Raw genomic sequence first — 18,340 nt, forward strand, 5'->3', positions numbered from 1 at the left:
AGATGAGAACTTAGGGCGAAACGGCCATCGTGCCGCCGCGCCTGGAATCGCCACTTCGCCGCCGCCAAGCCGCGGCAATCACCACGGTGTGTTCGGCCGAGCATCGAAACTGTTTACACACAGCCTCAGTCTTGAGCCGTCGTAGTGGAATCAGAGGGTCGCTCCGCAGCGGTTGCCGCCGATCAGCTCGTCGCTACGACGGACTGCCACGGCTGGTAGGGGATAGGTCAAGTTCGCGTGCTTCCGGACACCCGTACCTATTGGTGACATTCTTGCGAATCACCGATTCCATCTGAAAAGGGGCGCAAGCATCTTTTCGTAGTCACGACCAATCGCCGTTATCAGGCTGAATCCGATGAGCTGGAATAAGAATGGGCGCATCTCAGTCGCTACTGCAAAGGGCCAGCTCACTACAACAAGCAGTATCGAGACAACTGCAGTCCAGCCAAATACTGCGGTCACGACTTCCCATCGAAACGATGAGCGTGGTCCACTGAAGACTGCGGCGATGAGCGTAACCATGGCCGGGATGATCTGGGATGCGAGGTCCATAGGCGCCCTCAGTTTTTGATGACGTTGACTGATGTTGAGGTCAAACTCGAGGAGCACCTGGACTGAGGAGCAAACCCGCTGCCGGATGCGCGCATCATCGTGACCTCCAATACCGTAATGTTCGCCAACTGCTCTCCCACATCTTTGGGCTGACCTTTGGATTGGTAGCCTCCCTCATGGCTGAATAGTGTTGCCATCACCTCGGGCGCTGCTTGGATCTGCTCCTTTGCCTCCCACGCGTAGTTCAGGAATGCGCCCTTCGCCTTCTTGATGTGTTCAATACAAGCTGCATCCGTGACGGCGCTCGCGTCTCCAGTGAACATCGCGTTCAGCTTGATCCGGTTTTCCTTCCAGTCGTACTGAGCGGAGGCGTGGAAATACTTGGCCGAAAACGTGACATCAACAGCCTTCAGCCTCTCTCTCATGTGCTGATCAGTCTTGTACATGCCCCAGTCAAAGAGGGACATTGGCTCGTTCATCAGCCAATTCGGGACTCGACTTGGTTCAGCCTGGGCAGTCGATGCCAGCAGGCAGGTCAGGGCTGCAGCTTGAGGAAATAACTTAATCATGCGGGCACTTTATCCGAGGCGCTGGCGCGCCCCAAAAAATACGGGCTCCAATCTTCGGTCGACTGCGGTCAAATGGCAGCTTCTCTGCGGCCATCGAACGCGCATCCTCCCTGCGAAGGCTTGCGCCATCTATACCGGGAACGCCAGGTCTTGACAACAGCTGTCATTCGACGGCTGGTGATGAACTACAGCAACCAGTCTAGATCTGACGGTACACACCAAAAGGCGAACAGCTGCTCATAGCCGATTCCTGAAGTCCAGCTTCTGCTCGCGCGAGCTGTCACCGGCTAAGGTTGGATGGCAGGACGCATTCGGAAGCCCAGCACAGGTTGACCAAAGAAGCTCCCTGATTGCGGTGGTGACCGCATTGTCAGCGGTGCCGACTTGATATCCAGGACGTCCGAAAAACGCACGCGCACACTATCCGGTCACTTCCGTCGCCGAAATGCTTTTTCGGCAGGTCCGATCAATTCCACTACTTCGCAGTCGAGCCCCTTGGCCAACTTTAGCAACGCGAGAAGAGTTGGTTGGCTACCTCCACGTTCAAGTCGGCCAACATACGAGCGCTCCAAACCCGAAGCGTCGGCCAACTGTTCTTGCGACATCTCGTTGAGCAAACGCCTTTCTCGGGCGGCTGCGCCAAGCATTTTCGCAACGTTTTCATCAAAGCTCCGTGCTCCTTTGGGGCGGCCAGACTTTGGAGCTGTCTTTGGTCGGATTGGCATCCGCCCAAGACTCCAAGAAGTGAGTTATTTACACCACGTTATAAATAACTCAAAAAAGCGAAGAAAATCAGGCCTGTGCTCTCGAAGAGGCTCTGCGGCGTATCAGTCGTGTGTCCGTTGTGGGGTGCTGTCGGAGTTCCGCATCTAGGCCGCTTACAAAACCAATAAAGTCTGCGTCGAGAGCGTCGAGCCAGTCCCGTAACTCAATCACATCAAGCCTGCGCTCGCCACGCTCGACCTTGCTCACAAGACCTTGACCTCGACCGAGACGGACTGCGAGGTCGGCCTGGCGCAGCCCGCGCTCCAGGCGTAGCCCTCGCAACATGGCGAGGAAAACTCCGTTGTGTCGGCTGTACAGAATCTTGAGCATGGTTACCTTTCCCGGCAACCCTAGCCCACTTCAACGTGTATTCGGAAAGCGAATTTTCTCCATGCATCAGACCTGAGCATAGGTGAAGCGACTTTGCGATTTGACGATGATCGAGCAAGATGTAGATGAGTTATTAAAACACCTTCCAAAATTCAACCACGGCTGAAAAAGCTCGGTCTAAACGAATGTTCGCTACGCACCCGGAGCACGAGTTCCCTGTACCCAAGGGCTTGGCGGATCCCGGCTCTCAGCACTGGCGTCTGATTGAACTCGTGCTGCATGTGCCCTGGTACCTTCTCACGGTCGCTGCCGTTCCAGAAGAGGACGAAGTCATGTTGACGCAAACCTGGTGCCTTGCATGGGAGCACGATCTCACGCACCTGTTGACAACTTTAGACACCAGTAGGGTGAGTGGGTTAGTTTGCATGATGCCGGGGCGGACTTCGAAGAACCATCAATGGACATCTAGAGAGGTACGGGAGGTCTGGCTGGCTCGCACTCATGATGATTCAGAGTTCGTGCAGTTCATCGACTTCGAAGGAAATGAAATGGAAGAGTGCTCGAGAGTTCATTCCTCCGCGAGCGTGGTGGAACGTAGACTTTTACTTCGGATGGGACCATTGCATCCGTACTCAGCCTAGTCATGGGGAATGTGCATGACCGTGACAAATCCCGAAGTACCTAGAGGTGAGAGGGTATACACATGACTACACCCGAAGAACGTACCCGTGCTTTGCGCCTCGCCGGTGAACTGCTGCAGGACTTGGTACAAAACGAAGAAGTACCTACCACTCTTCGTGTTCGAGTACGGGGCGTTTTGCGCCACTACCCGGAGGAGTGGCAGCTGCGCATGATGGCCGAAGATTGGCTACGCTTAGGTGAGCCCACCTTCGGGCTGGCGCCGGAGCCTGGACGGCCTGACCCGCTGCTGATGTTGAAGCCCAGCCATGGTTGATCTGATCTGTCGTCCCACATAGAAGCGATTCTTCGGCAGCTACAAGCCCGACATGGGCGAAGCATTTCAAGACGCACGCCATGAATGCATTGACTTCCCCCGTTTCTGTCTCCTTTGACGCTGTCAAACCGCGTCGCTTTGTCACGGTAGACCCCTACGCCAGCGAGGCGCAGACCACTGCACTGTTGCGCCGCGGTGCCGAATACAGGTTCCACCGAATCAATGCTTCTGACATGATCACAACCGATGAAGCGGCTCTGCTGAGCAGCACAAGCCGCGTGACGATCAATGCATGGATAAAGAGCGGCCGTTGCATTGGTGTGGCGTATCTGCGCAGCGGCATCAAGATCCCAAAATGGCAATTTGAGCCATCCGTATTCCCCGTGCTTCCGGCGGTGTCCGAGGCCTTGGGCGCCACGGATTGGTGGCACGTGCTGTCTTTTTTGGAAACCCCGCACGTAGCACTTGCCGGACTGCCGCCACGCATCGCCCTGGAGCGAGGCATGACGAGGCAGCGCATTTTTGAACTGGCAACAGCAGAAGGGCATTGACCTTGGCTGCCCATGAAACTGTGGCCGGAGTGGCCGATACGCACTGGAGAGCAGTCGTGCAAGGCGCGGGCAATTGCAGAAGTCTGGAAGCGCATGTGTTGCGAAGGGCCATGACCACCGTAGCCGAACTGCAAGAACTGATCCAGCGTGCCGTGTTAGTCAAAACCAGGCGCGCGTTTTTCCAGGATTTGGCCGACCGCCACGATGTGGTCCGAGGTGTTGGGGCAAATATCCTAGGCCGCGCGGCTCCGCCCTTAGTACCCGTTGTAATCGAAACCACAGCGGAGCAGCGCCTCGGTGGGACCGTACTCTCCGCGTCTGCCACGCGATCGACCCGCCTCCGAGATCAGGTGCAAGTTTTTTCGAGCGCGCGAAGCCAGGACGTATAGCAACTTGCTCGCCGCGACATCACCGTCGATATCGCTGAAGTGGGGCACCATGCCCTGAAGAAGTCCGAATGCAATAACGACGTCAAATTCGGCGCCCTTGACTCCGTGGATAGTCGACACAGTAATCCCGCTTCGCTCGCGGAACACCTTTCTGAAGAACGAAATGTCAGTGATGTAGGCCGCCCCTGAGTTCTGCAGCTTCTCCAGCCGCACCTGGGAACTGGCAAAGAACGCCTCGCGGTGCTCCAGCAGCCCGGGAAACGAACTCAAGTTGATCCCCAGGCGATCAAATAAAGCGACGAACGCCTGGTCCAGATACGCCAGGCCATCTGTTTCGGTAATGTTCAGGGAGTTGGACTCCCGCAGAAACGTCCTTTGGGTAATCCCCGACGTATCGACACCGAGATCTCTCAGGTCGGCGATGACGTCCCTGGCCCATCGCATGCGTCGCACCAGCATCTGGGGTGACGACTCCGTCAGCAAGATCTTGGAGAGTTTGAACCAGAAGTTGTCAGGATCATTGCTGAACGGCACCAATCCTGGGCCATCGAACTGCTGCTCGGGGAGCAGCGCCACGAGTTTTCGGGTGGTCGATGCCAGCAAGATCCACCACGGAGCAAGCACGCAAATCTCTTCGGGTGCATGTCCTTCGGCCAAGCTCTTTTGAATGAGCCTGACCAGCTCATCGTGAAGGTCTTCGTGCGCAACGAGTCGGTTGTAAGAGACTTGGCTCGGAAATCCAACCATCTTCCCTGCGCCCTCGATGTCGGTGGCGTGCACCTTGAATTTGGAGAAGTGCCCGATGATCCTGGCGCTTGAGCGGTAGTTCAAACGCAGCGCCATCTCCCGAATGGGGATGTTCGTGAGCGCGCGAAAGTCCGCCGCTGAAATGGCATAGCCGCCTAGCGAGCCGTAAATCGCCTGATTGGGATCTCCCACGATAAACGTTTTGATGCTGCCGGCACCCGCCCGCAGGATGGCTCCCACCAAGTTGTATTGGATCCGCTTCGTATCCTGGTACTCGTCGACGAGGACATAGAGGAACACTTGGGACAGCAGCCCCGCGATATGCGGTTGATTTCGGATCAGCACCTGGGAGTACCAGAGGATCAACTCGAAATCGATTCTTCTCGTGTCCGCCAGTTCTTGGAAGTAGGCCGTCAGCACCTGACGGATCGCGTCATGCTTCCATGTGTCTGCGCACCCCAGCCGGTACTCATCCCCTTCGAAGTAATAGTCGCAGTCCCATGAGGTCACGCCGCGATACGGTGCGCAAAGCCGCTCCAGCATCTTCTCCCGGTCGTGCCGATCCAACACCGCGTACCCACGTGCCAGTTCCGGGACGTAGATCCCGTAAGGCTTGATGATCCATTCGAGACAGAACGAATGGATCGTCCCGATCCAAAGGGCAGTGGTGTCAACTCCAAGGGCCTCGATGCGCTCCTGAATCTCGTCAGCGGCCCGGTGCGTATAGGTGATGGCCACGACGATGCGCTTGTCCGTGCGCCGGGACAGCTCATAAGCGATCTTGTATGTCAGCGTGCGCGTCTTCCCGCTGCCCGGACAGGCGACAAGAAAAACGCTCAACGGTTCCTCGACGGCGGCCGCTTGCTCAGGATTGAGCTCGGTGGCATCCCAGATAAACATCAGGTCATCCCTGCCAGGAACTCATGGACCGCGTCGCCCGGCAACGCCGTTGCGGCGGCCGCGCGAAGTGCAGGCAGATCGATCTTCTGGTCACGGAATCGCTCAAGGTCCGGGGCAAACGCCTTCAGACGAGCATGCGAGGCGACATCAGTGCGCCGCGAGCATGTCATCCGGTGGTGGAGGATTCGAATGATCAGCGGGCGCGAGAACGCTCCATGCGCGAACAGCACCGCTTCTCGGATGTAGGGCGGCACCACGACTTGGTGATCCAGAGTTTGGGCGAGCAAGACCGCAAACCATCCTTTGCCTTCCTGCTCGGCCATCGTCAGGGTGCGGAAGCCACTCTGATGAGGGAGGCCCGAGCGAAGGTCGGTCGTTGCCTGCGTGATCGTCGCAGGCGCCTTGTAAACCTTGTCGACGCTGCGCACGATCGCTTCATGGTTGCCAGCCCCGACAAAATCCACCTCGAAGGTATGCGTGGCGTAGAAGCTCCGCACCCAACCGTTTCCAGCTCCAAATGCGTCCAGATCGATCTTTCGATGCGCCCCGGCCGTTTGCGAGCCGATCGCCTTGCGCTTCCTGGCGGCCATGGCGTCGCCGTCCGCCGGATTCGGCGTGGTGTCGAAAAAGATCATGTCCAGGTCAGTGACGATCGCGCACCGCTTGCGGATCCTGGTGTCGTGAAACAGGACTGCGACGTTCTTAAACCCGGTGCTGCGGATGTTGATGACGCTGAGCCCCAACTCGTCCACGCTCAGGCCCAGGACCTGCTTCACGAGCGCAGGGATCAGGATCTCTTCCGCATCCCCCTCCACCAGGATCACGCTCTTGGCGAACAGCAGGTTGCTCCGCACCGCGTCCAGGTATCGCTGGATGCTGGTCACCTGGGTAGGATCCAGCCCGGTCGCCGGTTGATAGGCCTCACAGAATGCGCCGCGTCTACCCAAGATGTTGACGTTGCTCACATTGCTCACTTCGGAGATCTGCGTGGAGTGGGTCGTGTAGATGACCTGGGCATCCTCGTAGGCGATTCGATCGAAGAGCGTCTTCTGGATATGGGTGTGGATATGCGCTTCGGGCTCTTCTATGAGCAGGAAATTCGCGATCGCCATCTTCTCGCGCTGATACTTAAACTCCAGCAGTTTGAGGGTCAGGTAGATCAGATTGGCGCCGCCGAGGCTGAGTTCGTTGATAGTCCCTTCATACCCGTCCTCCGACTCCCCGACGAACAGACGCAGCGACTGAAACAGCTGCTCCGCTTCCTCGGGCAGGTCCGACCGGATCGACAGCGACGTCGGGGAGTAAGTTTCGCCGGCGGTGTCCTTGATGGTCTTGCGGATGTGCTTGCGGACAGACTGCACGTCCTCGAGTCCTTCAATGGCGCTATTGAGATCGCGCACCTGGCCCACGATAGGCACGAGGGCCGCCGCGTCGATCTCACCGCTCTTGCTCTTGAGCAGAGTGAGCAGCGGATTGGTGCGGTTGTTGTGAAACTCGGCCACGACGTCGCGAAGTGCCTGGATGAAGGTAAGTGACACCTCCTTGGTAACCGACAGAAACCCGGGCACCTTGGCCCCAATCTCAGGGAACTCGGTTTCGTCAGAGAAGGAACAAAAGTCGAAGTCTCCAACGATCCGCTTATAAGTCGCCGGATCACCAAAGTCAGCACTGCTTCGGCCGGTGAAGATGGTCTCGTAGTCGTCGATGGTTAAGCCATCCCGAATTGCCTTCAACTCCGCATAGTCAAAGTCATCGACGGCCGCCAGCTTCAGCCGGATTTCCTTCTTGGGGCGGAAGATGAGGTTGTAGGTGGCCTTGGAAATCGGTCCAGCGTCGATACCGGCGGTGCCGTGCAAGAACAGCGCCTGGACCGCCTCATCCGGGCTGAGGTCCTCGAACTCCATGCTGATGATGATCCAGTGGCCCTGCCACTGATCCAGCGCGCGGCTGAAATCGGACTCTTCAAGCCGATAAGCTGCGCGGACCATGTTGTCGTCCAGGAGCAGCCGGATAGCGCGGAGGATGTTGGACTTGCCCGCGCCGTTCTCTCCGATGATGGTATTGACGCCGCGCTGAAACGTCAGACTGGTGTTCTTGAAGTTACGGTAGTTGACCAGCTTGAGTTTGGAGATATGCATGTCTTAGGCCTTCGTGCTCCCTGGGGCGCCAGTGTCTATTTGTAAGCTATCGTAGTGTGTAAGTAACGGCGTGGGCGCAGTCCTGGCGGCCGACTGCCGCAAACCCGCTGCGAGAGAGGGTTTCCACACAAAGGGGACGGACTGGACAGGTGTTGATAGCGCCCGGCGTCTGCGCAGAGCGACGACGCCGTTAGACCATCGACGCATGAACAGCGACAGGTGGCGGCGCCGCGTGCCTGGCAGGCATTGAGTCAGTTGCGCCTGCGTCTGCTCGGCGACACGCTCGATGCTGGCAATCGCTACCTTTTTTCACCTTCGCTGACCAAGGTGCTCCCTGCTCCCGCACCAAGTCCAGCAGATTGCCCATCGCCACGTTGACATCGACCAGGGGCAGGCCCCAGCGGACGGCCTTGATGGCCTGAGGGGATTCGTTGGTACCCTCCGGAACTCAAAGGCCACCGACATCGAACTTCGTGATCTCCGGATTCAAACCCGAACCGAAGCACTATTAGCAGGTGAGCCGACGCCACTTTTCAAACGCCATGTAGCGGCCGAACCTTCTGCGCGAGTTGAGCCTTGAGTTCCTGGACCTGGCTCTCCAGCGCGAGGTTCAGTGAGGCGATTTCCGTCAATTCGGCCAGCAAGGTCGCCACGTCCTCGGTCAACTCGCGCACCCGAAACCGCGCTTGCGCCAGTTCGACATGCTTCTTGTCGCGTTGCGCGCGCGAACCGCGCCCGCTGATCGCGCGGATCTCCTCCGCGATGTCCGGATAAACGTGATGGACCAGCGACGGGTCTACTCCAGCCTCCTCCGCAACCGCCTTGATGCTGATGCGCCTGCCAGCGTTTTTCACCCGCAGCATCGCGTAGCGCAGTGCGGTAGCGGTCTTCGCTCGATCACCGGTGGCGCCAGCCACCCTCTGTTGTGTTGCCATCGCTTCTGTCCTATGCAGCGTCTTCTGCTTGCACATCGACGCCCAAGTCGCCCAGGACCTTCGCGGATCGCGCGATCTCGCGTTCCACCCGCTGCGCGACGGCCGGTCCGCAGTCCTTCACACTGCGCAGTTCCAGGTTCTGCAGGTGGATCTGACGCCAGGTTTCGAGGTACGACGCGTCGATCACACCCGAGCTGCAGTCCACACACCGCGTCGCCTCGTACATGCCCTCGCCGACACAGCCTCGCTGCTGCGCAAGGCACCAGCCATGTCCGGTCGCACGAATGTTCACGCTTTGCGCAGTGTGGCGCAGCAAACTGGCCCTGCTCTCAACGCGCACGGCGCGGGTGTCCATGATCTTGCGGCCTGCCCCACCAGACAGCAGGCTCCCCTCTTCAAACCACGACGAGATGAGCTGGCCCTTAGATTCGACGATCTCGCTGTAGAACTCGTCATACAGGGCATCGTCCTGCAGCGGGTTCGAGGCGTAGAGCTCGGTCATGCTGATGCTGGAGTGCTTGAACTGCCACTTCAGGAAGATCAGAGCTCGACGGCCGAGTTTGCTCTGAGCGACGTTCCACGCAAAGGTGCGTCGGCATTGGTGATTCGCGATGCGCCACTGTACGCCCGCTGCGCGCGCTAACGTCGCGAGCTGGTAGATGCACGCTTGCCTAGTCATCACCGCGACCCGTGTCAGCGAGCCGGGCAAGTCGCCGGCGCTGCGGCTTATCGCCAGGAAGAGGCAATCTACGGTTTCACGCGCGACCTGCAGGCGAAGCAGCGCGTCTGTGCGCGTCATAGAGTTGCTCAGACGCTCTAATGAAGGCGATCGGCGAAGTTCCTGCTCCAGATACGCGATCTCCACTCGGAGGCGCTCCTGGTACGGCGCCGCATAGCGCTGCGCGAGCTCCAGCGCAGCGAGTGTTTCCGGTGTTGCGAGGAATTCAACGAGGCCCTTGCCTGTCTTGTGCTCGAACGTGCGAACCCAGTGGTACGTCACGCCATTCTTGACTTCCGTTCGCCATGAGCCGTTCTTCACGCCCATGGCCTCGCTGTTGCGCATGCCCGTGCTGATCAGCAGCATGAAGAGGACCGCGTCCCGCACCTCTGTATCGCGATCCCCGCAGATGCCACGGATCGTAGCGACACCGCGCTGCTCGAAGATTTCGTCGGCTCTGGCCAGTACCGACTCGGCATGGTTGAACACTGCGGCCTGCACTGACGGAGGGATCACCGGCGTTTTTCCGATGGAGCCTTTCTTTGTCTGGTGGATGCCACAGAAGTCGAAGAGCCCACGACGTCCCCACGGGTCAAACGTCAGCGGGTGTTGCAGCTCGCTCGCAAAGCAAGCCACCACGTCGATGAGATGCAGCTTGTGGTAGATACCCTTCGGGGCGCGCCCGAGGTCCACACGCTGCTGCAGGTAGTCTGCCAGGTGAATCGGCTTCACTTCCGCGAAGGTCGTAACTCCGCGCGCCGCAAGGTAACGAAGCACGGAAGCGCCTTGACGAATCGACGAGATCAACGAATTAACCTTGACCGTTTTCCAGCCCGGTTTCCCCTGCTTCCACCAAACATACATTGCGGCCTTCGCGTCGTCGATCAGCGGCCGGGGAACCTCAAGTCGCCATGAGAGGAACCGCTGGTTGAACACCGTGTTCTGGGTGCCAATCAAACCTTGGAAGTCCCAAACGTCGTCCCCGAATCGGCTGACCACGTGCTCGGCTCCCAGGTGATCAGAGACGGCCGTAACGACGATCGCGTTGCGCTCCTCGGCGCTCAGGCCGATGAGGGACGCCGGTTGGGCTGCAAGCAACTCGTACGCTCGGTTGCTTCGCGCCGGAAGTACGGTAACAGCTGTGGCTTGCTCCTCCTGCACATCCGGGGTGGAGACGGCCGCACGATGTCGGCGCGTTACGCTGCTATTCATGCTTGGAGCCCTCCGAACGCAGATGGCCGGTCGCTGTATCGTGCAACTGCACTCCGTCACGTCTCATCGCGCTGCGCTTCATGAGGTGCTGCCAGAACGGATGCACCTCGCGCTGCACACGGTGCTTTGCCTGGACGCACATCGCCTTGCCGAACGACTGCTCGCAGAATCTATCAATGAATGGAATCGCGGCCTCGTAGAGCAGGCGCAGATCGTCGGGTTTGGCTATGCCTGAGGGCTGGTCGCCATTGACTGCGGCAAGGTGGTCAAGCTCCGCCATCGCATAGCGCTGGAAACTGTAGAGCCGCCAGAGATCGTTCGACTCACCCGCTACCGCGAACGAAGGGCAGAAGAGGCACATGACGAACTGGTCGCAGTGATTGCCTCCATCCTTAGGCGCATACGCGCCAAACAGGCTGTTCTTGCATCGGCCGGTAGGCGTCAAGGTGCTGGTCGAGCTGCCGTCGTTAACCACGAGCGGAACTGTCCTGCGACCGTCAGCACCGGCACGCAAGTGAACGCTCAGCTCCCGGCCCATATAGGATGCGGCCTCTGCCTGCAGTTGTTCGTCGATGCGAAGGTAGTTCGAGTCGGCAACCCGAGGTGTATTGCCAAGAACTGCAGCGACGGCCACAGGATCGCCTTCGCTGAGACGCCAGGCGCGTTTACCGAGCGACTGCCGCAGCCTAGTAGTTGCGACGAGCAATGGCTTGCCGGAGTCATCCAGGAGGTTTCTGCGTTTTGCCATGCTTCTCGTTGCGGTGATGATCGTCTCTCGTCGCAGGCACTTGATCACGCCCCTTTGGCGGGAGTCGAGCGAGCGGAACAGCCAGACCCGATTGGTCAGATGAGGCGGTGCGTGAGATGCGAGTTCAGCGGTTTCGTCCAGCGCGCGCTCCAGGACGGCGACTGCGTCCATCGGGATGACGAGTGTCTCGCCGCCATCTCGCTCGGCCTCCTTGAGAACACGGCTCACGATTCTTGCACCACGATGCTTGCGCAGTCGCAGGAACTGGGTGCCCGGCACCAACCCTGGTCGGATCGCGTCTCGGGCGACCTCCAGTAGGGGCGTCAAGTTGCACCCGGTGCGCATGGCGACCACCAGGAAGTAGGTGACCAACACGGCCGACGGCGCGAGGTGCAGACGTCCGTGATGTACATCGATGAGGTCCGCCCTCAGTGCATCCGCCAATCGCTGCTGCTCGGCATCGGAGTACGGCTGCGCCCTTGCAGGAGCGAAGTGCTTGTTCGGCAACGCACGCGCCGGGAAGAACAGCTTGGGGTCGCCCTCAATGAGGCCATGGTGCATCAGCGTCACGAAGGTCGACTTGGCGCCTTTGTAGACGCTTCGCGTCGACTCTGAACTCAGGCCGCGGGCTTCCTGACGACGCTGCAGCCACCCGACGAATTGCGTCACGTGAAGCGGCCGCAGCTCGCCGGGTACCACGAGCAGAGGTTGCCCCCTTCCGTCCAGAAGGAATTCGAAGAACTTGGCTACCCCTCTCGATTCGTTGTGCACGGTGGACGTCTGGCACGTGCCCGAGCGAAGCTTCGCGACGTAGCAGTCGAGCGCAGCCCACACCCACTCGTCGATTCCACGGCCAAGCCACTCGGTCAGGTCAATGCCCCGTGCCGATGGCGTACGCACTCCAACTCCCAAGAGCTCGGTAAAGACGATCCGCGCCGTCGCAGGCCTCGCGGGAACTGCGTCCGGCGCTTTCCCGACTGCCGGGGGTATCGGCATGAGCATCGCTGCCTTGTAGTTTTTCTGTCGCGGCATGCTTCTCGATCCCCTCAGTTCTTCTCAAACATCTCGTTGAACTCGTCCTCGATGGCCAACGCGACGCCGCCAGCAAGTTGCTCCAGTTGCCGGAGGTAAACCATCGTTGTCTGGACGCTCGAATGTCCCATTCGGTCTCGCACGTACAACAAGGGCTCGCCCGCGTAGCTTCGATCAGTGCGTAGCCGCGCCAGCGTGTGAATCGCATAGCTGTGGCGCAGTTGCAGCGGCCGCACCCTAAATCCGGTTCGCTTCGACAGCGCCTTGAATACCTCGACGACCGCGCCTTTCGTGTAAGGCCTGCCTGTCGCATTCAGAACCAGCGCGTCTCTATCGGCGCCGGAGATATCTATCAGCCGGTTGCGCTCGTAGAGCGTGTAGGCATGCAGGTCCTGCATCAACGAATACGGGATGTCTACCTCCCTTGGCTTGCGGAACTTGATCCACATATCCGCGGGATCGAGCCGGACCCGGATCATCTGCCGCGGTTCGCAGTCTGCACGCGCTCGGGGGTCGAAGACGTACTTGAGCGGGAAAGTGCGCGCCTCGCAAGAGCGCAGGCCGACACGCACCATCAGGTCGAACATCAAGCGGGCCCCCGCGCCAAGCCGTTGCATCAAGCAAGCTCGCACCTGCTCACGCGACAGGAACTCGGGAGGCGCGGACCATTCGCGCTGCAGGAGCACCGGGACAGATACCGTTGTCGTCTCCTGCGCGTGCGCGAGTAGCCCGACGCGCTTGACGGTCTTCGCGTTGTCGAAGGCGTAGGGTAGCTTTTCGATCAGGCCTTGCTCTTTCGCCCAAGCGTAGAACGCCATAACGACGCGCAATCTGCCGTTCAGCGTCGAAGGGTTGAGCGCCAGTTCGAACAGGGACCAGTCTCGATACCGAGCGATGGCACTTTTGCCTGGCGCAGTGCCGATCTCGTCCCATGGGAGATCATTCGCCTCTAGAAATGCGATGAAGTCCCACAGCCGCCTGCCGTAGTCTTCCCACGTCAGCCGGCTCAGAGCCTTGCCACGCCCCAGCAGCAGCCAAATTAGATACTCCTGTGCGGGTTGCAAAGGACGCATGTCGTCGCCGAGGATGATGGGGAAGCCTGGGCGCGGGCGCCCCGCATAGCGGAAGCTGTCTGTGCTGAACACCAACCGCATGGCCTATACGCCGCGATTGCGAAGCAATGCGACAGCCTGCTTGAACTTGCGCGTCCAAAGGTGCATTGCCAAGTCGATCGCGCCACCGCCCGCACCGCTTCGTGTGTCGAACCACTTCGGGCCGGTCAGCAGCAATTCCCAGTCGTGGCCCGCGGCAGCCGCGTGGAACCGCTTAGGGCCGGGATCTCGCAGTGCTTGGAGATTCCGGTCCACTTTGGGGTGGTCGGCCAAGCGCGCCAACGCTACGGAAGCATCCATGGTCTCCTACCTCTCCAGTTCGAAACTATCCACACCTCGCATCTTCCCCCGGACCCCCACCTGCGACTCGTTTCTACGAGTAGTTCACATTACCATGCAATGAATAGATATTTCAACTCACACAAATGACCCAACAGAACAGCGCTCGCGGTCGAAGCCGTGCGGGTTGGCATTGCCGTGCGGGCTGCGCAGGCGCACGGTGAAGCGCCAGCGCTCCCCGGCGCGCAGGCCGGGACTGACGGTGGCCAACGCCCACCCACCATCTTCGGCACCTGCGATGGGGCCACCGTACCAGCCCAGCTGCAGGCGCTCGGGCACGCGTGCGTCCACGCCGTCCCGGCGCGCCGTGTCCACCAGAAACTCGAAGCGTTCGCCCTGCACACTGCGACGTGGCAACGAGGCGATGCGCCCTGTGACCTCGATGTCGATACCCTGCAGCGCAGGGTCGAGAGCGCCGGCGGCGAAGTGCACGGCGCGCGCACCGGTCAGACCGGCACCGACCAGGGCACCGGCCAGCAAGGCACTGACCAGCACCACGCCACGCGGCAGGGACCCGATGGCGCGCGGCCAGGCCAGCGCCAGCACCACGGAAGCGCCGAGCAGCAAGATGGCCACGTACACCGGCCCGGCCCAGAGCGCGGGCTGCTGCAGTTGCAAGGCCACCCCCAGCACCCAGCCGGCCAGCACCACGAAACCCCCGTGCGCCACGGTCAGACCGGCCGGCATGCGCCCGTGCAAATGTCATCGTGCGATGGCGCAAGACTTGCTAGCATGGCTGCAAGCCGCCCCGGCCAATGTCGTGCCTGCGGATTCATTGTTGTTCCCCCCTGCCTGGAAAGTCTTTCGTATGGCCATCCATGTCGCCCTGAGCCACATCACCCATTATCGGTACGACCGTCTGGTCAAGCTGGGGCCCCAGGTGGTGCGGCTGCGGCCTGCGCCACACAGCCGCACCAAGGTGCTGTCGTACTCGCAGCGCATCGAGCCCGAGGGCCACTTCATCAACTGGCAGCAGGACCCGTTCGCCAACTACCAGGCGCGCCTCGTGTTTCCCGAGCCCACCACCGAGTTCAAGGTCACGATCGACCTGGTGGTCGAAATGGCGGTCTACAACCCGTTCGACTTCTTTCTCGAACCCTCGGCCGAGAATTTCCCCTTCAAGTACGACGACGCGCAGAAGCAGGAGCTCGCACCCTACCTCGCCACCGCACCGCTCACCCCGCTGCTCAAGGCCTATGTGGACGCCGTGGACCGCAGCGAGCGCCGCACCATCGACTTCCTGGTGGAGATCAACCAGCGGCTGCAGCGCGACATCGCCTACACCATCCGCATGGAGCCCGGCGTGCAGACGCCCGAGGACACGCTCAAGCTCAAGAGCGGTTCATGCCGCGACAGCGGCTGGCTGCTGGTGCAGATCCTGCGCCACATGGGGCTGGCCGCGCGCTTCGTCTCGGGCTACCTGATCCAGCTCACGGCCGATGTGAAGTCGGTCGATGGACCCAACGGCCCCGAGAAGGACTTCACCGACCTGCACGCCTGGTGCGAGGTCTTCCTGCCCGGCGCGGGCTGGATCGGGCTGGACCCGACCTCGGGCCTGCTTGCCGGCGAGGGCCACGTGCCGCTGGCCTGCACGCCACAGCCCTCGAGCGCGGCACCGGTCGAAGGCGGCGTGGACAAGAGCGAGGTGGAATTCAGCCACCACATGGGGGTCACGCGCGTCTACGAATCGCCGCGCGTGACCGCGCCCTACACCGACGCGCAATGGGCCGGCGTGCTGGCGCTGGGCGAACAGGTGGACGCCGACCTGGAGCGGCACGACGTGCGCCTGACCATGGGCGGCGAGCCGACCTACGTGGCCACCGCCGACCGCGACGCGGCCGAGTGGAACACCGATGCGCTCGGCCCTACCAAGCGCGGCTATGCCACCGAACTGCTGGGCCGCCTGCGCGCCGAGTACGGCGAAGGCGGCTTCGTGCACATGGGCCAGGGCAAGTGGTACCCAGGCGAGCAGCTGCCGCGCTGGGCGCTCTCGCTGTTCTGGCGCGCCGACGGCGAGCCGATCTGGCAGAACCCGGCGCTGCTGGCCGACGAGCGCGATGCCGCCCGGTACACGAGCGACGACGCGCGCCGCTTCACGCAGGCCCTGGCGCGCAAGCTCGGCCTGTCGACGCAGTACATCACCCCCGGCTACGAGGACACCTGGTACTACCTCTGGCGAGAGCGGCGACTGCCCGTGAACGTGGACCCGTTCGACAGCAAGCTCGACGACGAGCTCGAGCGCGCACGCCTGCGCCGCGTGTTCGGCCAGGGCCTGGAGGCCACCGTGGGCTATGTGCTGCCGCTGCAGGCCTCGGGGCCGAACGGCGCACTCTCCAGCAACGGCAAGAGCGGCTACCCGCGCATCTCGGGCACCGTGTGGTCCACCGGACCCTGGTTCTTCCGCGACGAGCGCATGTACCTCATTCCCGGCGACTCACCCATGGGCTACCGGCTGCCGCTGGACTCCCTGCCCTGGGTGTCGGCGGGCGACTACCCGTACCACATCGAGCAGGACCCGCACTCCGCGCGCGACCCGCTGCCGCGCGGCGCGGCCGTCAGGCACCAGGTCTCGCCGCACCAGGTCGGCGGTGGTTTTGCCGAAGGCGGCACGGTGTCCATGCAGGGCATGGACTTCGACCCGGATGCCGAAACCGTGGAAGGCCTGCGCCCGGGCCAGCCCGGCCCCGGTGCCGCGCCCGCGCAGGCGCTGGCCGCGCGTTTCCCGCAGCGCGGCGAATCGGCCGCCTGGCTCACGCGCACCGCACTGTGCGTGGAAGCGCGCGACCCGAACCGGGCCAGCGGCCCCAAGGCCGAGAAGGCCGGTGGCGGCCAGAACAGCCACCTCTACGTGTTCATGCCACCCATGGCCCAGCTCGAGGACTACCTCGACCTGCTCGCCGCCGTGGAAGCGACCGCGGAAAAACTGGGCATGTCCATCGTGCTCGAAGGCTATCCACCACCGCGCGACCCGCGCCTGAAGATGCTGCAGGTCACACCCGACCCCGGGGTGATCGAAGTGAACATCCACCCCGCGCACAACTGGCGCGAGCTCGTCGAGCACACCGAGTTCCTCTACGAGGCCGCACACCAGACCCGCCTGTGCGCCGAAAAATTCATGACCGATGGCCGCCACACCGGCACCGGGGGTGGCAACCACTTCGTGCTCGGTGGCGCCACGCCGGCCGATTCGCCCTTCCTGCGCAAGCCCGAGCTGCTCGCCAGCCTGCTGGCCTACTGGCACAACCACCCCTCGCTGTCCTACCTGTTCAGCGGCCTCTTCATTGGCCCGACCAGCCAGGCGCCGCGCGTGGACGAGGCGCGCAACGACCAGCTCGTCGAGCTGGAGATCGCGCTCGCTCAGATCGAAAAGAACCGCAAGACCTACGGCGAGGACATGCCGCCCTGGCTGGTGGACCGCACGCTGCGCAACATCCTCATCGACGTCACCGGCAACACCCACCGCAGCGAGTTCTGCATCGACAAGCTCTACTCACCCGACGGGCCCACCGGCCGCCTGGGCCTGCTGGAGCTGCGCGCCTTCGAGATGCCGCCGCACGCGCGCATGAGCATCGTCCAGCAGTTGCTGCTGCGCGCCATGATCGCGCGATTCTGGCAGCAGCCCTGGTCCACGCCGCTCACACGCTGGGGCACCGAGCTGCACGACCGCTACCTGCTGCCGACCTTCGTGCGCATGGACTTCGAGGATGTGCTCACCGACCTGGCCGACTTCGGCTACGCCTTCGACATGGCCTGGTTCGAACCGCATTTCGAGTTCCGTTTCCCGCTCGTGGGCGAGGTCACCGCGCGCGGCATCGAGCTCACCATCCGCAGTGCGCTCGAGCCCTGGCACGTCATGGGCGAGGAAGGCGCGCCGGGCGGCACCGTGCGCTACGTGGACTCGTCGCTGGAGCGCATCGAGGTGCGCGTCAGCGGCTTCAACGACAACCGCCACGTCATCACCTGCAACGGCCGCGCCTTGCCGCTGCAGAGCACCGGCACCGTGGGCGAATACGTGGCCGGCGTGCGCTACAAGGCCTGGAGCCCGCCGTCGGCGCTGCACCCGTCGATTCCGGCGCACGCGCCGCTCACGTTCGATGTCGTCGACACCTGGCTCAAGCGCTCCATGGGCGGCTGCCAGTACCACGTGGCCCACCCGGGCGGGCGCAACTACGACACCTTCCCCATCAACGCCTTCGAGGCCGAAAGCCGCCGGCTCTCGCGCTTCTTCCAGATGGGACACACGCCGGGGCGCATGGACGTGGCGCCGGTCACCCGCGCGCGCGAGTTTCCGTTCACCCTCGACCTGCGGACCTGAGCATCCGCGGGCCCTGTGTGAACGATGCAACAG

General features: G+C 61.6%; 15 protein-coding genes. 3 read left to right on the plus strand and 12 right to left on the minus strand.

What is annotated here, in order from left to right; genetic code table 11:
• Nucleotides 1-279: 279 nt before the first annotated feature.
• The 4 genes from AB7P10_RS14400 to AB7P10_RS14415 form a co-directional block, all read right to left on the minus strand.
• On the minus strand, nucleotides 280-522 hold the full coding sequence (locus tag AB7P10_RS14400) for a hypothetical protein (protein WP_428294534.1): 243 nt from the start codon (nucleotides 520-522) through the stop codon (nucleotides 280-282).
• A gap of 38 nt (nucleotides 523-560) precedes the next feature.
• Nucleotides 561-1,121, minus strand: a complete 561-nt coding sequence (locus AB7P10_RS14405; RefSeq protein ID WP_428294535.1) for a hypothetical protein — start codon at nucleotides 1,119-1,121, stop codon at nucleotides 561-563.
• A 428-nt stretch (nucleotides 1,122-1,549) separates the two neighbouring features.
• A complete protein-coding gene (locus AB7P10_RS14410) occupies nucleotides 1,550-1,846 on the minus strand; it encodes a helix-turn-helix domain-containing protein (RefSeq protein WP_428294536.1) in 297 nt (98 codons plus the stop codon).
• A 67-nt stretch (nucleotides 1,847-1,913) separates the two neighbouring features.
• Nucleotides 1,914-2,216 (minus strand): helix-turn-helix domain-containing protein, encoded by a 303-nt coding sequence (locus AB7P10_RS14415; RefSeq protein ID WP_428294537.1) that lies wholly within the window; start codon nucleotides 2,214-2,216, stop codon nucleotides 1,914-1,916.
• A gap of 703 nt (nucleotides 2,217-2,919) precedes the next feature.
• Between AB7P10_RS14415 and AB7P10_RS14420 the strand changes: the two genes are divergently transcribed.
• Both AB7P10_RS14420 and AB7P10_RS14425 read left to right on the plus strand, forming a co-directional pair.
• Nucleotides 2,920-3,171 (plus strand): BPSL0761 family protein, encoded by a 252-nt coding sequence (locus AB7P10_RS14420; RefSeq protein ID WP_428294538.1) that lies wholly within the window; start codon nucleotides 2,920-2,922, stop codon nucleotides 3,169-3,171.
• Between the two features lie 80 nt (nucleotides 3,172-3,251).
• Nucleotides 3,252-3,722: a hypothetical protein gene (locus AB7P10_RS14425; protein ID WP_428294539.1), complete on the plus strand. Its 471-nt coding sequence runs from the start codon at nucleotides 3,252-3,254 to the stop codon at nucleotides 3,720-3,722.
• 254 nt (nucleotides 3,723-3,976) lie between these two features.
• On the opposite strand, the gene AB7P10_RS14430 is transcribed toward AB7P10_RS14425, so the two are convergent.
• The 8 genes from AB7P10_RS14430 to AB7P10_RS14465 all read right to left on the minus strand — a co-directional run bounded on the left by AB7P10_RS14430 (nucleotide 3,977) and on the right by AB7P10_RS14465 (nucleotide 14,679).
• Nucleotides 3,977-5,758, minus strand: a complete 1,782-nt coding sequence (locus tag AB7P10_RS14430) for a UvrD-helicase domain-containing protein (RefSeq protein WP_428294540.1) — start codon at nucleotides 5,756-5,758, stop codon at nucleotides 3,977-3,979.
• Nucleotides 5,758-7,896, minus strand: coding sequence for an ATP-dependent nuclease (locus AB7P10_RS14435; RefSeq protein WP_428294541.1), 2,139 nt, complete (start codon nucleotides 7,894-7,896; stop codon nucleotides 5,758-5,760). The genes AB7P10_RS14430 and AB7P10_RS14435 overlap by 1 nt, the downstream gene beginning before the upstream one ends.
• A gap of 533 nt (nucleotides 7,897-8,429) precedes the next feature.
• Nucleotides 8,430-8,831, minus strand: coding sequence for a TetR family transcriptional regulator (locus AB7P10_RS14440; RefSeq protein ID WP_428294542.1), 402 nt, complete (start codon nucleotides 8,829-8,831; stop codon nucleotides 8,430-8,432).
• Nucleotides 8,832-8,841: 10 nt separating this feature from the next.
• The gene (locus AB7P10_RS14445) at nucleotides 8,842-10,761 is read right to left on the minus strand and encodes a tyrosine-type recombinase/integrase (protein WP_428294543.1); all 1,920 of its coding nucleotides are present in this window, start codon (nucleotides 10,759-10,761) and stop codon (nucleotides 8,842-8,844) included.
• Complete coding sequence (locus AB7P10_RS14450; RefSeq protein WP_428294544.1) at nucleotides 10,754-12,541, minus strand: hypothetical protein; 1,788 nt, start codon at nucleotides 12,539-12,541, stop codon at nucleotides 10,754-10,756. The genes AB7P10_RS14445 and AB7P10_RS14450 overlap by 8 nt, the downstream gene beginning before the upstream one ends.
• A 14-nt stretch (nucleotides 12,542-12,555) precedes the next feature.
• A complete protein-coding gene (locus AB7P10_RS14455) occupies nucleotides 12,556-13,695 on the minus strand; it encodes a tyrosine-type recombinase/integrase (protein WP_428294545.1) in 1,140 nt (379 codons plus the stop codon).
• A 3-nt stretch (nucleotides 13,696-13,698) separates the two neighbouring features.
• Nucleotides 13,699-13,953 carry a hypothetical protein gene (locus AB7P10_RS14460; RefSeq protein WP_428294546.1) on the minus strand — a complete coding sequence of 85 codons (255 nt, stop codon included), beginning with the start codon at nucleotides 13,951-13,953 and terminating at the stop codon, nucleotides 13,699-13,701.
• Nucleotides 13,954-14,070: 117 nt separating this feature from the next.
• On the minus strand, nucleotides 14,071-14,679 hold the full coding sequence (locus AB7P10_RS14465; protein ID WP_428294547.1) for a ComEC/Rec2 family competence protein: 609 nt from the start codon (nucleotides 14,677-14,679) through the stop codon (nucleotides 14,071-14,073).
• A 121-nt stretch (nucleotides 14,680-14,800) separates the two neighbouring features.
• On the opposite strand from AB7P10_RS14465, the gene AB7P10_RS14470 reads away from it, so the two are divergent.
• A complete protein-coding gene (locus tag AB7P10_RS14470; RefSeq protein WP_428294548.1) occupies nucleotides 14,801-18,307 on the plus strand; it encodes a DUF2126 domain-containing protein in 3,507 nt (1,168 codons plus the stop codon).
• The last annotated feature ends 33 nt before the right edge of the window (nucleotides 18,308-18,340 follow it).

Source organism: Hydrogenophaga sp., assembly GCF_050182545.1.
Classification (GTDB): domain Bacteria; phylum Pseudomonadota; class Gammaproteobacteria; order Burkholderiales; family Burkholderiaceae_C; genus Hydrogenophaga.

Bases quoted from the DNA above. Each gene is read 5' to 3' on its own strand.
- AB7P10_RS14430 (WP_428294540.1), bottom strand. From the start codon at position 5,758: ATGTTTATCTGGGATGCCACCGAGCTCAATCCTGAGCAAGCGGCCGCC.
- AB7P10_RS14410 (WP_428294536.1), bottom strand. From the start codon at position 1,846: ATGCCAATCCGACCAAAGACAGCTCCAAAGTCTGGCCGCCCCAAAGGA.
- AB7P10_RS14400 (WP_428294534.1), bottom strand. From the start codon at position 522: ATGGTTACGCTCATCGCCGCAGTCTTCAGTGGACCACGCTCATCGTTT.
- AB7P10_RS14470 (WP_428294548.1), top strand. From the start codon at position 14,801: ATGGCCATCCATGTCGCCCTGAGCCACATCACCCATTATCGGTACGAC.
- AB7P10_RS14420 (WP_428294538.1), top strand. From the start codon at position 2,920: ATGACTACACCCGAAGAACGTACCCGTGCTTTGCGCCTCGCCGGTGAA.
- AB7P10_RS14405 (WP_428294535.1), bottom strand. From the start codon at position 1,121: ATGATTAAGTTATTTCCTCAAGCTGCAGCCCTGACCTGCCTGCTGGCA.
- AB7P10_RS14465 (WP_428294547.1), bottom strand. From the start codon at position 14,679: ATGCCGGCCGGTCTGACCGTGGCGCACGGGGGTTTCGTGGTGCTGGCC.
- AB7P10_RS14435 (WP_428294541.1), bottom strand. From the start codon at position 7,896: ATGCATATCTCCAAACTCAAGCTGGTCAACTACCGTAACTTCAAGAAC.
- AB7P10_RS14440 (WP_428294542.1), bottom strand. From the start codon at position 8,831: ATGGCAACACAACAGAGGGTGGCTGGCGCCACCGGTGATCGAGCGAAG.
- AB7P10_RS14415 (WP_428294537.1), bottom strand. From the start codon at position 2,216: ATGCTCAAGATTCTGTACAGCCGACACAACGGAGTTTTCCTCGCCATG.
- AB7P10_RS14455 (WP_428294545.1), bottom strand. From the start codon at position 13,695: ATGCGGTTGGTGTTCAGCACAGACAGCTTCCGCTATGCGGGGCGCCCG.
- AB7P10_RS14460 (WP_428294546.1), bottom strand. From the start codon at position 13,953: ATGGATGCTTCCGTAGCGTTGGCGCGCTTGGCCGACCACCCCAAAGTG.
- AB7P10_RS14445 (WP_428294543.1), bottom strand. From the start codon at position 10,761: ATGAATAGCAGCGTAACGCGCCGACATCGTGCGGCCGTCTCCACCCCG.
- AB7P10_RS14450 (WP_428294544.1), bottom strand. From the start codon at position 12,541: ATGCCGCGACAGAAAAACTACAAGGCAGCGATGCTCATGCCGATACCC.
- AB7P10_RS14425 (WP_428294539.1), top strand. From the start codon at position 3,252: ATGAATGCATTGACTTCCCCCGTTTCTGTCTCCTTTGACGCTGTCAAA.